This window comes from Streptomyces sp. NPDC093094 (assembly GCF_044754345.1).
Taxonomy (GTDB): Bacteria; Actinomycetota; Actinomycetes; order Streptomycetales; family Streptomycetaceae; genus Streptomyces.
This window is the reverse complement of sequence record NZ_JBIVOX010000003.1, coordinates 290,431-302,852: the sequence shown is the minus strand read 5'-3', so window position 1 is coordinate 302,852 and position 12,422 is coordinate 290,431. Positions and strand designations below refer to the sequence as shown.

Sequence of the window (12,422 nt, the reverse complement as noted above, 5' to 3'; positions counted from 1 at the left end):
GGACGCCCGCACCGTCCGGCCCGCACCCGGCCGGCCCCCGTTCGCGCCCCGCGCCGACGGGGGTCAGTGCGGTGCGGGGGACGCCAGGCGGTGCAGCCGCAGGGCGAGCTGGATCTCCAGGACGCGGGCCGGGCTCTGCCAGTCCTCGCCGAGCAGGCGGCCCACCCGGTCCAGCCGCTGGGCGACGGTGTTGACGTGGACGTGCAGATCGTCCTTGGTGCGCGCCGGGCTCATGCCGCAGGCGAAGTACGCGTCGAGGGTGTGCACGAGGTCGGTGCCGCGGCGTTCGTCGTAGGCGACGACCCGGCCGATGGTGCGCTCGACGAAGCCAGGGACGTCCCGGTCCCCGGCGAGCAGCAGGCCGAGGAATCCGAAGTCCTCGGCGGCGGCCCCGTCGCCGGTACGGCCGAGCAGGCGCAGCGCGTCCAGACAGCGGCGACCCTCCTCGTAGGCGGCGACGACGGCGTCCGGGTGACCGTCGAGGTGCTCGACGGGCGCGGACGCGCCGACGGTGACGGCCTCGTGGACGGCGGTGCCCAGCTGGCGCGCGGTGCGGCGGGCGAGGGCGGTGGCGGTGTCGCCGGGGTGGAGCGGCAGCAGCAGGACGGTGCCGCCGTCGCGGGCGGCGGCGAGGCCCTGCCGGGTGGCGGCGAGGTGGGAGGCGGCGGACCACAGTCGTCTGCGGGCGGCGGCCTCGTGTTCGGCGTCGGCCGTGGTGCCGTCCAGCCGGGCGGCCAGGACGACATGGGTGGCGTCGAGGTCGGCGCGCAGCCGGGCGGCGCGCTCGCGCAGCAGGCGCGGGTCGCGGTCGCGGGCGTCGAGGAGGTCGTCCAGCAGTTCGCCGCGCACCCGCTGCTCGGCCTCGGCGGCGGAGCGCCGGGCGAGCAGCAGCAGGGAGGTCACCATCGCGGCGCGCTCCAGGGTGCGCTGGTCGACGGGGTCGAGGCGGGGGTGGCCGCGCAGCACGAGAGCGCCGAGCAGTTCGCCGCCCGCGGCGACCGCGGCGATCCAGTCGTCCTCGTGGCGGACGGCGTGTCCGTCGGCGCGGGATGCCTCCAGGGCTCCGGCGGGTGCGGCGTCGGCCTCGGTGAAGCGGACCGTGCCCTCCAGGACCTCGGAGACGGCGGCCGCCACGTCGTGCACCCCGCCGCCGCGGAGCACCAGCTCGGCGAGCCGGTCGTGGACGTCGGAGGCACGTTCGATGACGGCGCTGCCGTCCCGGATGATCGCGTTGGCGCGTTCCAGGCCGGCGAGGGCGGAACGGGTCTCGGTGAGCAGGTTGGCGGTGTCGAGGGCGGCCGCGGCGAGCGCGGCGAAGGAGCCGAGCAGGGCGATCTGCTCGCGTTCGAAGACCCGGGCGCGCCGGTCCGCGGCGAACAGCACGCCGATGACGTGGTGTCCGAGCATGAGGGGGACGCCGAGGATGGCCACCAGGCCCTCGTCGTGGACGCCCGCGTCGATGGCGGTGGTGTGCTGGAAGCGCGCGTCCTTGAAGTAGTCGTCGGTGACGTAGGGCCGCGCGGTCTGGGCGACCAGGCCGCCGAGCCCCTCGCCCATGCCGAGGCGCAGCTGCTGGAAGCGGGCGGCGACCGAGCCCTCGGTGACCCGCATGTAGGTGTCGCCGCGCGCGGGGTCGTTCAGGCTCAGATAGGCCACGTCGGTGCCGAGCAGGGAGCGGGCGCGCTGGACGATCGCCTGGAGGACGGCGTCGAGGTCCCTGAGGCCGGCCAGGTCGTGCGCGGTCGCGAAGAGGGCCGACAGCTCGGCCTCCCGGCGGCGGCGCCCCTCCAGTTCGGAGCGGACGCGCAGGGCGAGCAGCTTGGCGCGGTCGAGCGCGGCGATCCGCTCGGCGGGCTGTCCCTGGGCGCGCGCGGTCAGCACCGGCTGCTCGTAGGCGTCGGCGGCGGCGCCCCGGGCCAGCAGCTCCAGGAAGGGCACCTCGGCGTCGAGGGGGGCGGGGGCGCCTCCGGCCGGGCCGCCGGCGGCCTGCTCGGCCGGGCGTTCGGCGGACTGCACGTGATCGCGGGACATGCTCACAGGATTCCCCATGACCCGGGCGGCCCGGCAGTCCTGGGGAGAACTCGGGGCCGCCCCGGTCCCGGTGCGGCTCGGTGGGCGGTCCACCCGCCGCCGAGGACGAGGCAGGTGCCGGTGACGAGGGCGGTGCGGCCGCCGAGGTCGGGTGCGGGGGCCTGGGGGCCGGGGACACCGGGGACACCGGGGACACCGGAGAGGGGAAGGGCGGGGTCATGGTTCGGCCCTGGGCAGCGCCCGCGCCCCGCCCCGTGCGGCCCGGCCCCGCACTTCCTCAGGAGGCCGTGGGCTCGAACCACGTGGGTTCGTCGGCGAGCGCCTGCTTGATCCTGAACTGCTGGGGCTCGCTCATCGGCGGCAGCGCGTCCACCTCGAACCAGCCGACGGCCACCGACTCGTCGTCGCCCACGACGGCCTCGCCGCCGACGGCCCGGCAGCGCAGGGTGATGTCCATGAACTGGCACCGGTCGCCGTTGGGGTAGGTCATCGGCCCGGTGGAGCGGACGGCCACGACGCGTTCGACGACGCACCTCACCCCCGTCTCCTCGTAGACCTCGCGCACGGCGCACTCGGCGGGCTGCTCGCCCGGGTCGAGGATGCCGGAGACGACGCACCACTCGTGGTTGTCGGAGCGCTGCCCCAGCAGCACCCGGCCCCGGTCGTCGAGGACGACGGCGCTGACGCCGGGGAGCCAGAGCAGCGCGTGGCCGACCGAGGCCCTGATGTCTCGGATGAAGTCCGGTGTAGGCATGCGCCGACCCTAACCGGGTCGGTCACGGGACCCCCGGGCGTCCTGCGGGCTCACCCCTGTACGCCGCCCGCGCGCCGCCCGCGCACCCCGGCGCCGATCGCCCAGCCGAGCCCGCCCGCCGCGACCAGCACGAGGGCGATCTCGGGCAGGATGCCGAGCCGGGTGGCGGGCGTCTCGGAGGACCGCAGCGGGATCTCCTGGACGAGGGAGTCGGCCACGAACATGCCGGTGCGCCGGGTGACGGTGCCGTCCGGCAGGATGACCGCGCTGACCCCGCTGGTCACCGGGACGGTGACGGTCCGGCTGTGCTCGACGGCGCGGATCCGGGACATGGCGAGCTGCTGGTAGGTCATCTCGCTGCGGCCGAAGGTGGCGTTGTTGCTGGGCACGGAGATCATCTGGGCACCGCCGGTGACGGTGTCGCGCACGGCCCAGTCGAAGGCGGCCTCGTAGCAGGTGGCCAGGCCGATCCTGGCGTCCGCCACCTCGAACACGCCGGGCTCGTCGCCGCGGCTGAAGTCCTGGCGGACCATGCCGGTCCAGCTGTCGTTGATCGCGCCGACGAGCGGGCGCAGCGGAAGGTACTCGCCGAAGGGCTGGATCTGCCGCTTGTCGTAGGTGTCGACGGGGCCCTTCTCGGGGTCCCACAGGATCTGCTCGTTCAGGAGCTTGCCGTCCCGCTCGACCACACCGCCGACGGAGATGGGCGCGCCGACCGCCTCGGCGGCGCCGTCGATGACCGCGCGGGCGTCGTAGTTGGCGAAGGGGTCGATGTCGGAGGAGTTCTCCGGCCACAGCACCACGTCGGGCCGGGGCACCCGGCCCGCGTCGATCTCGGCGGCCAGCCGGCGCGTCTCGCGCGCGTGGTAGTCGAGCACGGCCCGGCGCTGGGCGTTGAACTCCAGGCCGGCCCGCGGCACGTTGCCCTGGATCACCGCGACGGTGAAGGTGCCGTCCTCCGCCTTGTCGCTGACGAGGGTCCGGGCCGCCAGCGCGCCGCCCACCGGCACGGCCACGCTCAGCGCGGCCACGGCCGCCGCGGCCCGCCGCCACGTGCGGGTGCGCCGCCAGGTGACGGCCTGGCGGACGATCTCGCAGAGGCCGAAGCCGCACAGGACGACCGCGAAGCCCAGGACCGGGGTGCCGCCGAGAGCGGCGAGCGGCAGGAAGACGCCGTCGGCCTGCCCGAAGGCGACCTTGCCCCAGGGGAAGCCGCTGAAGGGGAAACGCGCGCGCGCCGCCTCGCCGGCGGTCCACACCGCGGCGGCCCACAGCGGCCAGCCGGGCAGTCTGGACACGGCGGCGACACCCGCGCCGACGAGCGCGACGAAGACCGCCTCGATCACCACCAGGGCCAGCCAGGGTCCGGGGCCCACCTCCACGCCCGTCCACACCAGCAACGGCAGCAGGAAGCCCAGGCCGAAGAGGTAGCCGAGGCCCAGGGCCGCCTTCCAGCCGCGGCCGCGCAGGACCCAGCCGAGGACGGCGAAGGCCGGCAGGGCGAGCCACCACAGGATGCGCGGCGGGAAGCTGACGTAGAGCAGCACTCCGGAGAGTGCCGCGGCGGCGGCCGGTGCCAGGCGCGCGAGCCGCGCGCCGCGCGAGGCGGGTGCGGTCTGCGACGGGGCCTGGCCGGACTCGCCGACGGAGGTTGCGGTGACGGTCACTCCCGGAGTGTACGGCGGGCGGCGGGCGGGCCGACAGCGCGGTCCGGGGCGCTGACCTCGGCCGCGGCGGGACGGGGCGGCGGTCCGGGAGCGTCGCGGGCGGGGCGGTGCGGGCGGTGCGGTGCGGGGGTGCGGGACCGTCCGGGAGGTCCGGTTTGCCTCAACGTTTCTGCGCAGCTCGCACCTGGTCATCCACATTCCGCCCGGCACCGATTACGGTGAGCCGGAGCCGTACGGCCGGGCCATGGGGGGCACGGGGGTGCGGGGCAGGTCGGGGGTGACCGTGGTGCGGGGGAACAGGTGAGGGCGACAGGGATGACGTCCGCGGCCGGGGCACAGGCCGCGGGCGGCGAGAGACGAGGGGGCTCCGACGGCGCGGGCATGGTGATCCTGGGCGCGTGCGCGCTCTGGTCGCTGATCTCCGCGGCCGTGCACGGCGGGCGTCCCGAGGGAGTGCTGCTCGCGGTGCTCGCGGTGACCGCCGGTTACGCGGCCGGGCGGATCTCCGGCGCGCTGCTGCCGGTGGCCGCGCCCTGTGCCGCCGCGCTGGCCGGGCTCGGGCTGGCCGTGGGCACGCCGTATCTGACGCCGGGACCGCAGTCGCAGGTCCCGCTCGGTCACGCGGGCTCGACCGCGGCCCTGCTCGTGCTGTGCACCGGTGCCGCCTGCTGTGCCGCCTGGGCCACGGCCGTGCCCCTGGCGCGGCACGCGCTGCGCGCCCTGGCCGCGGGGATCGCCGTCACCGCCGCGCTGCTGGGTTCACCGTCGGGGGCCGCGCTGTGCGCCGCCGTGCTGCTGTGCTCCCTGGCCGCGGGCGGCATGCGGAGCCGCGGGGCGGGCGTCGCGGGCCTCGCCGTCGCCGCCGCGCTGGTGACGGGGACGATCTGGGCGGTCGCCGAGAACGCCCTGCCGGACGGTCTCGCCCTGTCCCTGGAGGGACGGCTGACCGGGCAGCGCGTCGAGCTGTGGCAGGACGCCCTGCGCCTGACGGGCGAGGATCCCCTGCTGGGAGTGGGCCCGGGCCGGTTCGGCGAACTGAGCCGGGCAGCCGCCGCGGCACCCTTCCCCGACGGCAAGCCGCACTCGGCGCCGCTCCAGCTGCTCGCCGAGCAGGGGGTGGTGGGGCTGGTGCTGGCGGCGGCCGCCTTCGCGTGGGTGCTCCTCGCGCTGTGGCGCACCGCCCGGCCCACCCGGGTCGCCCTGACCGCCGGAGCCGCGCTCACCGCGCTCGTGGCCGTCGCGTCGGTGGGCAACGCGCTCAGCTTCACGGCCGTGTCGGTCGGCACCGGCCTGCTGGCGGGCCTGGCGACGGCACGGCCCCTGAAGGACCCGTCGTACGGGGAGCCGGCGCGGGCGGACGGCTGACGGCACCGCCGGACGGACGGCGGCGCGCGCGGAGCGACGGCGCCCGGCTCAGAGTGCCGCGCCCTGGCGGCTCGCGCGCAGGCGGTCCCTGATCACCCGCACGGCCGCCTCGGCGTTGTCCACCGTGATCGTGAAGGTGTGGCCGTCCCACAGCCGCAGCACCACGCCCTCGCCCCGGCGCACGACGACCGCGGTGCCCTTCTCCGGACGCCAGCGGTAGCCCCATCCGCCCCAGTGGCGTGGGGTGACGTGCGGCTCGAAGTCGGCTCCGGCCACGTGCGACAGCGGAATGCGGCGGCGCGGGACGCCCATGTGTCCGCAGCGCACCTCCAGCGACTCCCTGTCGACCTTCAGGGCGACGTGCACGAAGGCGAGGGTGCCGAAGAGGACCAGCAGACCGGCCGCGATGCAGCCGACGACGGACATCACCAGGGGTGCCGTGGAGAAGGTCCGCGGGGAGTCCACGGCCAGCTCGACACCGAGGGCCACGCAGGCGGCGCCGAACAGCGCCAGCAGCCATTGGAACCGGTTGGTCGCCCGCCCGGTCCAGACCTCGGGATGCGACGGGTCGTCGCCGTGGGGGTGCTCCCTCATGCTTCGAGATTACTCAGGTTTCGCTCCGCCGGTACCCCGTCGCGGACCGTGACTGGTCCGGACGGGCGGGGCCGGTCCGGTGAGACCCGTGCGCGCGGGCGAGGCCCCTGCTCAGCGCAGGTCCGCCGCGGTGCCGGCCGCGGGCAGCAGGCGCCCCTCCTCGTACGCCAGCGCGGCGTCGGGCAGGGTGCCCTCGCGCCCGCTGAGCAGCACGGTCAGGGTGCCGGCGGCGGGGGCGTCGGGGGCCGGCCGCTCACCGATGCGGCGCAGCGCCTGCGCGGCCACCGCTCCGGCCGAGCCGTGCAGGGCGAGCGGCGGACGGCCGGGGCGCTGCACGGCGGCGCGGATGCGGTCGGCGACGAGTTCGTAGTGGGTGCAGCCCAGCACGACGGTGGTGACGTCGCGCGGGGTGAGGGCGGCGGCCGCGGCGACGGCGGCGTCGACGGCCGCCTCGTCCGCGTGCTCGACGGCCTCGGCCAGCCCCCAGCAGGGCACCTCGGCGACCTGGACGCCGCCCGCGTGGTCACGGATCAGGCCGCGCTGGTAGACGCTGCCGGTGGTGGCGGGGGTCGCCCAGATCGCCACGGTCCCGCCGCCGGCCGCGGCCGGCTTGATCGCCGGGACGGTGCCGACGACCGGCAGCGTGGGCTCCAGCCGGGCGCGCAGCGCGGGCAGGGCGTGCACGGTGGCGGTGTTGCAGCCGACGATCAGGGCGTCGGGCCCCTGCGCGGCGGCGGCCTCGGCGACCGTCAGGGCCCGCCGGGTGAGGTCCTCGGGGGTGCGGGGTCCCCAGGGCATGCCCTCCGGGTCGAGGGAGAGCACGAGATCGGCGTCGGGGCGCAGGCGCCGTACCGCGGCGGTGGCCGCCAGCAGGCCGATTCCGGAGTCCATGAGCGCGATCTTCACCCGGCCACGATAGACGATGTGCCGCCGCGGCCCGCGGGCGTGGGGCAGACTGCGCAGGTGGGCGCCTTCGTGTGGATCTCCGCCGTGTCACTCGCCGCCTGGCTGTGGCTGCTGCTCTGCCAGGGCTTCTTCTGGCGCACCGATGTGCGTCTGCCGCCGCGCCGGGACCCGCGGGACTGGCCGTCCGTAGGGGTGGTCGTACCGGCCCGGGACGAGGCGGACGTCCTGCCCCTGAGTCTGCCGTCGCTGCTGGCGCAGGACTATCCGGGGCGGGCGGAGGTGTTCCTCGTCGACGACGGGAGCACGGACGGCACCGGGGAGCTGGCGTGTGAGCTCGCGCGGCGGCACGGGGGGCTGCCGCTCACCGTCGGATCGCCCGGTGAGCCGCCCCCGGGCTGGACCGGGAAGCTCTGGGCGGTGCGCCACGGCATCGGGCTGGCCCGCGCGCGCGGGCCCGAGTTCCTGCTGCTGACCGACGCCGACATCGCGCACGCCCCGGACAGTCTGCGGGCGCTGGTCGCGGCCGCGCGCACGGGGGGCTTCGACGCCGTGTCGCTGATGGCGCGGCTGAGGGTGGCGAGCGGCTGGGAGCAGCTGATCGTGCCGGCGTTCGTCTACTTCTTCGCGCAGCTGTACCCCTTCCGCCGGATCGGCCGCAGGGGGTCGCGGACGGCGGCCGCGGCGGGCGGCTGTGTGCTGCTGCGGACCGAGGCCGCCGAGCGGGCGCGGATCCCGGACTCGATCCGGCAGGCGGTGATCGACGACGTGGCGCTCGCGCGGGCGGTGAAGAAGGGCGGCGGACACATCTGGCTGGGGCTCGCGGACCGGGTGGACAGCGTGCGTCCGTATCCGCGGCTGGCGGACCTGTGGCGGATGGTGTCCCGCAGCGCCTACGCCCAGCTGCGGCACAGTCCGCTGCTGCTGGCGGGCACGGTGGCGGGACTGACGCTGGTGTACCTGGTGCCGCCCGTGGCGCTGGTGGCGGGCGCGGCCGCCGGGAGCGCGGCGGCCGCGGTGCTCGGGGGCGCGGCCTGGCTGGTGATGACGGCGACGTACGTGCCGATGCTCCGCTACTACGGGCGGCCGCTGTGGCTCGCTCCGCTGCTGCCGTTCACGGCGGCGCTGTACCTGCTGATGACGGTCGACTCCGCGGTGCAGCACCGCCGGGGGCGCGGCGCGGCCTGGAAGGGCCGCACCTACGCCCGCCCGGACGCGGTCGGCGACTAGGGTCCTCGTGCCGTCGTTCGGATCATGCCGGTGTCGCGGGGCCCGGCGGGGTCGCGGGGGCTACTTGCGGCCCGGGGTCCAGTTCATGCCCCAGCCGTAGGCGTAGTCGACGGTGCGCTGCGGGCTGACCCCGCGTTCGGGGACGAGGTAGCGGGCCTCGCGCTGGATGATCAGGTCGTCGCCCTGGGCGGTGATCAGGGCGAGGGCGCACACCGTGGAGGGGACCGTGCACTCGTCCAGGGAGAACTCGACGGGGGCGCCGAACTGCGGCTGGAGGGTGACCGTGGCGTGCAGGTCGGCGAAGGAGCGGGCGCCCTCGTAGATGGTGACGAAAACAAGGATGCGGCGGAACCACTGCTTGTGGTCGAGGCTGATGGTGAGGTTCTCGCCGGCGGACACGGCCCCGGTGCGGTCGTCGCCGTCGAGGTGGATGAACGGCGGCTGGTGCAGGGCTCCGAAGGCGTTGCCGAGAGCCTGGACGACGCCCTTGCTGCCGTCGGCGAGCTCGTAGAGGGCGCACAGGTCCAGGTCGAGGTCGGAGTGCATCGCGACCGGCCGGCCGAACTTGGCGGCCCAGCCGGAGAACTGCTTGCGCACCTCCCAGTTGAGGTTCACGCGCATCGCGCCCGAGGTGCCGCCCTGCTTGGCGAGCGACACCGTGGGGGCGGCCTTGGTGAGCGTCACCTTGGACAGGCTGACGGGCGCGGCGGGAAGTGCCGGCGGGGGCGGCGGCGCGGTGACGGGCGGGGCGGGCTGGGGCGGGACGGCGGCCGTGAAGGGCTGCGGTGCGCCGATGGTGGGGGTCGCGTGCGGCGCGGGCGGGGTCACGGGCGGGGCGGTGACCGTGGGCGGGGCCGCGTGCTGGGGTTCGTCGACCGTGATGCCGAAGTCGGTGGCGAGGCCCTCCAGGCCGCTGTCGTAGCCCTGGCCCACGGCGCGGAACTTCCAGGCGCCCTGGCGGCGGTAGAACTCGCCGAGGACGAAGGCGGTCTCGACCCGGGCGTCGGTGCTGTCGAAACGCGCGGCCACCGTGCCCCGGCCCGCGTCGCGCACCTCGATGTACAGGCCGGGCACCTGGCCGAACGTCCCTCCGTCGGCGGAGGCGGCGAGGACGACGGTCTCCACCGAGGGCTCCACGCGCGTGAGGTCGACGAGGAGCGTGTCGGTGACCTGTCCGCCGGAGACCCGCTTGCCCTCGTGGCGCACGGCCCCCGAGGAGTGCGCGGGCTGGTTGTAGAAGACGAAGTCCGCGTCGGAGCGGACCTTGCCGGCCACCAGCAGCAGGGCCGAGGCGTCGGCGTCGGGCACGCCCGGCCCGGAACGCCAGCCCACCTCGACTCTCAGGGCCGTGGTCGGCACCGGAACGTTGGATCCCTTCGGCATTGACATGTCCGCCCCCATTGCGGGTCCCCGCGCCGGGCGGCACGCGCCCGGCGGTCTCATCGGCTTGTGTGCGCGCCCAACCTATTCGTCATGGCGCGGAAGGCCCATCCGGGGCACCGGAACCACAGCCGGTCAACCGCCGGTAACCCCCTCGGAGCTGAGCTTTTACACGATCGGGACCGGCTTCGCCGCCCCTTTTTCTCCGAATTCGCTCGCATTGGGGATCCCAGGTCACCGTGGACACGGAAAACAACCCTCTTATCGGTCTCCCCAACCAGCACATCGTGGGCTTAACTTATGGCCATGACCTCCCCCCGCTCCACCTATGGCGGCGGCTACTACTCCGCCTCCTTCCCGGACACCCCGATCTACGACTCCCTCGTGGCCGAGCGGGGCACCCCGCAGATCGCCCCGATCCGGGTCCCCGCCGCATACGACACGCCGGTCAGCAACCTGCCCGCGCTGCCGTCGGCGCTGCCCGCCCTCCCGGCGGCCCCGTCTCCCCAGCCGGCCTACGGCTACCCGCAGGCGTCACAGCCCGCTCCGCTGCACCAGGCGCCCACGGCCTACATCCCTCAGCAGGCCGCCGCGCCGCGCGGGTACCCCGGCACCCAGCCGCCCCGCCCGCCGATGTCCGGCGCGGCCGGCTACGAGGCCATGCGCCCCGCGGCTCCGCGTCCGGCCCCCGCGCCGTACCAGGATCCGTACAACAACCAGCAGTACCGCGGCTACTGAGACGCTCCCCCGGGCCTTCGGCGCCGAGTGGCACGATGGCCCCATGGGGAACGCGAAACTGCAGTCGATACACGTCCATCCGGTCAAGGCGTTGCGGGGGCAGGCCCCCCGGGAGGCCGTCGTGGAGCCCTGGGGGCTGGCCGGGGACCGACGCTGGGTGCTGATCGACGACGGGGGAAAGGTCGTCACGCAACGCCAGCAGCCACATCTCGCGCAGGCCGCCGCCGGGCTCGTCCCCGGCGGCGTCGTGCTGTCCGCGCCCGGTCTGGAGGCGCTGACCGTCACCGTCCCGGAGCCGGTGGACACGGTCGCCGTCGACATCTTCGGCGACAAGGTGGAGGGCGTCCTCGCCGACCCCGCCGCGCACGACTGGGCCAGCACGTATCTCGGTGTCCCGGTGCGTCTGGTCCACATGGACGACCCGGCGAGCCGCCGCCCCGTCGACCCCGCGTTCGCCCTGCCCGGCGAGACCGTCTCCTTCGCGGACGGCTATCCGCTGCTGCTCACCTCGGTGTCGTCGCTCGACTCCCTCAACTCCCTGATCGCCGAGGGCGTCCACGCGGCCGAGGGGCCACTGCCCATGAACCGGTTCCGGCCGAACGTCGTCGTCTCGGGCACCGGCCCGTGGGCCGAGGACGACTGGTCGCGGATCGCCGTCGGCGAGGTCACCTTCCGGGTGGCGAAGATGTGCGGACGCTGCGTGGTGACCACCACCGACCAGGAGACGGCCGCGCGGGGCAAGGAACCTCTGCACACGCTCGCACGCCACCGGCGCTTCGCGGGCTCCCTGGTCTTCGGCCAGAACCTGGTGCCGCTGTCCGGAGGCACCGTCCGGGTCGGCGATCCGGTGCACGTCCTGGAGTAGCCGCACGGGCCGCGGTCCGTGCGCACGCGCGGGAACCCCGGCCGGGGCCCTGTGCGTTGGGCTCTCGTGAGACGTTCGTGACAGGTCCCGGCCGGCACGGTGTCACCCTCCTGCGGAAGTGACGCCGCCTCCCGTCCGGCCGGACCCACGGCGGACGCCTCCGCCGGAAGGTGTCACGGAGCGGGGAAGGGGGCGGGACACGTGCAGGCCATCCGCGGCATCCGGCGCTGGCGGCACAATCCGCTGCGCCGCGGGACGGATCTGGCCGAGGGCTGGGTGTGCCTGACGGCCCTGCTGCTGATGCTCGTCGCCGCCCCCCTGACCGGCGCGCTGGTGGGCTCCGCCGCGGAGGACTCTCTCCAGCGTGCGGTGCGCCAGCAGCAGCGCCAGCGCCATCAGGTGACGGCCCGTGTGGTGCACGAGCTCAGAGACGGCGCGCCGGACGCCGACCCGGAGACGGCCGCGCGGAATCCGCACACCCGCGTCCTCGCCTCCTGGACGGCGCCGGACGGCACCGCCCGGCAGGGCCCGGTGCTGTCACCGCTGCGCGATCCCCGCCCCGGCGACCGGTTCCGGACATGGACCGACCGGCACGGCGGGCTCGCGGTCAGACCCCTCGACCCGGCCACCGCCACCACCCACGCCGTGCTCGCCGGCACAGGCGCCACGCTGGTGGCCGCCGTCCTGGTCGAGGCGGCCCGGCGGCTGATCGTCCGGCGCATGGTCCGTGAGCGGTACGCGCGTTGGGACCGGGCCTGGGAGCGGGCGGGACCGGACTGGGGCCGGACCGGCACCGGGAGCTGAACCGGCCGCCGGCCGGGTTCCGGCTCCGGTCATCCCACCGCCTTCGCGCACGCTACGGTGGACCGGCCGGACCCCGTTCGGCATCGGCCCG

At 75.6% G+C, this 12,422-nt stretch carries 11 protein-coding genes; 5 read left to right on the top strand and 6 right to left on the bottom strand.

Features of this window, described 5'->3' with window-relative positions; translation table 11 throughout:
• Positions 1-63 precede the first annotated feature (63 nt).
• The 3 genes from ACIQGV_RS07450 to lnt form a co-directional block, all read right to left on the bottom strand.
• Entirely contained in the window at positions 64-2,031 is a 1,968-nt protein-coding gene (locus tag ACIQGV_RS07450) for a helix-turn-helix domain-containing protein (RefSeq protein ID WP_402491820.1), read from the bottom strand.
• A gap of 277 nt (positions 2,032-2,308) precedes the next feature.
• The gene (locus tag ACIQGV_RS07445) at positions 2,309-2,785 is read right to left on the bottom strand and encodes an NUDIX hydrolase (RefSeq protein ID WP_402491817.1); all 477 of its coding nucleotides are present in this window, start codon (positions 2,783-2,785) and stop codon (positions 2,309-2,311) included.
• 50 nt (positions 2,786-2,835) lie between these two features.
• Entirely contained in the window at positions 2,836-4,452 is a 1,617-nt protein-coding gene (gene lnt, locus ACIQGV_RS07440) for an apolipoprotein N-acyltransferase (RefSeq protein ID WP_402491814.1), read from the bottom strand.
• A 315-nt stretch (positions 4,453-4,767) separates the two neighbouring features.
• Here lnt and ACIQGV_RS07435 point away from each other — a divergent pair, with 315 nt between their 5' ends.
• Positions 4,768-5,817 carry an O-antigen ligase family protein gene (locus ACIQGV_RS07435; RefSeq protein WP_402491811.1) on the top strand — a complete coding sequence of 350 codons (1,050 nt, stop codon included), beginning with the start codon at positions 4,768-4,770 and terminating at the stop codon, positions 5,815-5,817.
• Positions 5,818-5,865: 48 nt separating this feature from the next.
• On the opposite strand, the gene ACIQGV_RS07430 is transcribed toward ACIQGV_RS07435, so the two are convergent.
• Positions 5,866-6,411 (bottom strand): hypothetical protein, encoded by a 546-nt coding sequence (locus ACIQGV_RS07430; RefSeq protein WP_402491809.1) that lies wholly within the window; start codon positions 6,409-6,411, stop codon positions 5,866-5,868.
• Between the two features lie 111 nt (positions 6,412-6,522).
• Complete coding sequence (locus ACIQGV_RS07425; protein WP_402491806.1) at positions 6,523-7,317, bottom strand: glutamate racemase; 795 nt, start codon at positions 7,315-7,317, stop codon at positions 6,523-6,525.
• Between the two features lie 39 nt (positions 7,318-7,356).
• On the opposite strand from ACIQGV_RS07425, the gene ACIQGV_RS07420 reads away from it, so the two are divergent.
• Positions 7,357-8,544 (top strand): glycosyltransferase, encoded by a 1,188-nt coding sequence (locus ACIQGV_RS07420; RefSeq protein WP_402492409.1) that lies wholly within the window; start codon positions 7,357-7,359, stop codon positions 8,542-8,544.
• 60 nt (positions 8,545-8,604) lie between these two features.
• Here ACIQGV_RS07420 and ACIQGV_RS07415 read toward each other — a convergent pair whose 3' ends face one another.
• Positions 8,605-9,927 (bottom strand): TerD family protein, encoded by a 1,323-nt coding sequence (locus tag ACIQGV_RS07415; RefSeq protein WP_402492407.1) that lies wholly within the window; start codon positions 9,925-9,927, stop codon positions 8,605-8,607.
• A 303-nt stretch (positions 9,928-10,230) separates the two neighbouring features.
• On the opposite strand from ACIQGV_RS07415, the gene ACIQGV_RS07410 reads away from it, so the two are divergent.
• The 3 genes from ACIQGV_RS07410 to ACIQGV_RS07400 all read left to right on the top strand — a co-directional run bounded on the left by ACIQGV_RS07410 (position 10,231) and on the right by ACIQGV_RS07400 (position 12,331).
• Complete coding sequence (locus tag ACIQGV_RS07410) at positions 10,231-10,662, top strand: DUF6643 family protein (protein ID WP_402491803.1); 432 nt, start codon at positions 10,231-10,233, stop codon at positions 10,660-10,662.
• Between the two features lie 43 nt (positions 10,663-10,705).
• Positions 10,706-11,527, top strand: a complete 822-nt coding sequence (locus ACIQGV_RS07405) for an MOSC domain-containing protein (protein ID WP_402491800.1) — start codon at positions 10,706-10,708, stop codon at positions 11,525-11,527.
• Positions 11,528-11,728: 201 nt separating this feature from the next.
• Entirely contained in the window at positions 11,729-12,331 is a 603-nt protein-coding gene (locus ACIQGV_RS07400) for a hypothetical protein (protein WP_402491797.1), read from the top strand.
• Positions 12,332-12,422 lie beyond the last annotated feature (91 nt).

Coding starts and splice junctions, on each gene's coding strand:
- ACIQGV_RS07450 (WP_402491820.1), bottom strand. CDS start 2,031: ATGTCCCGCGATCACGTGCAGTCCGCCGAACGCCCGGCCGAGCAGGCC.
- ACIQGV_RS07445 (WP_402491817.1), bottom strand. CDS start 2,785: ATGCCTACACCGGACTTCATCCGAGACATCAGGGCCTCGGTCGGCCAC.
- ACIQGV_RS07435 (WP_402491811.1), top strand. CDS start 4,768: ATGACGTCCGCGGCCGGGGCACAGGCCGCGGGCGGCGAGAGACGAGGG.
- ACIQGV_RS07430 (WP_402491809.1), bottom strand. CDS start 6,411: ATGAGGGAGCACCCCCACGGCGACGACCCGTCGCATCCCGAGGTCTGG.
- ACIQGV_RS07415 (WP_402492407.1), bottom strand. CDS start 9,927: ATGCCGAAGGGATCCAACGTTCCGGTGCCGACCACGGCCCTGAGAGTC.
- ACIQGV_RS07410 (WP_402491803.1), top strand. CDS start 10,231: ATGACCTCCCCCCGCTCCACCTATGGCGGCGGCTACTACTCCGCCTCC.
- ACIQGV_RS07405 (WP_402491800.1), top strand. CDS start 10,706: ATGGGGAACGCGAAACTGCAGTCGATACACGTCCATCCGGTCAAGGCG.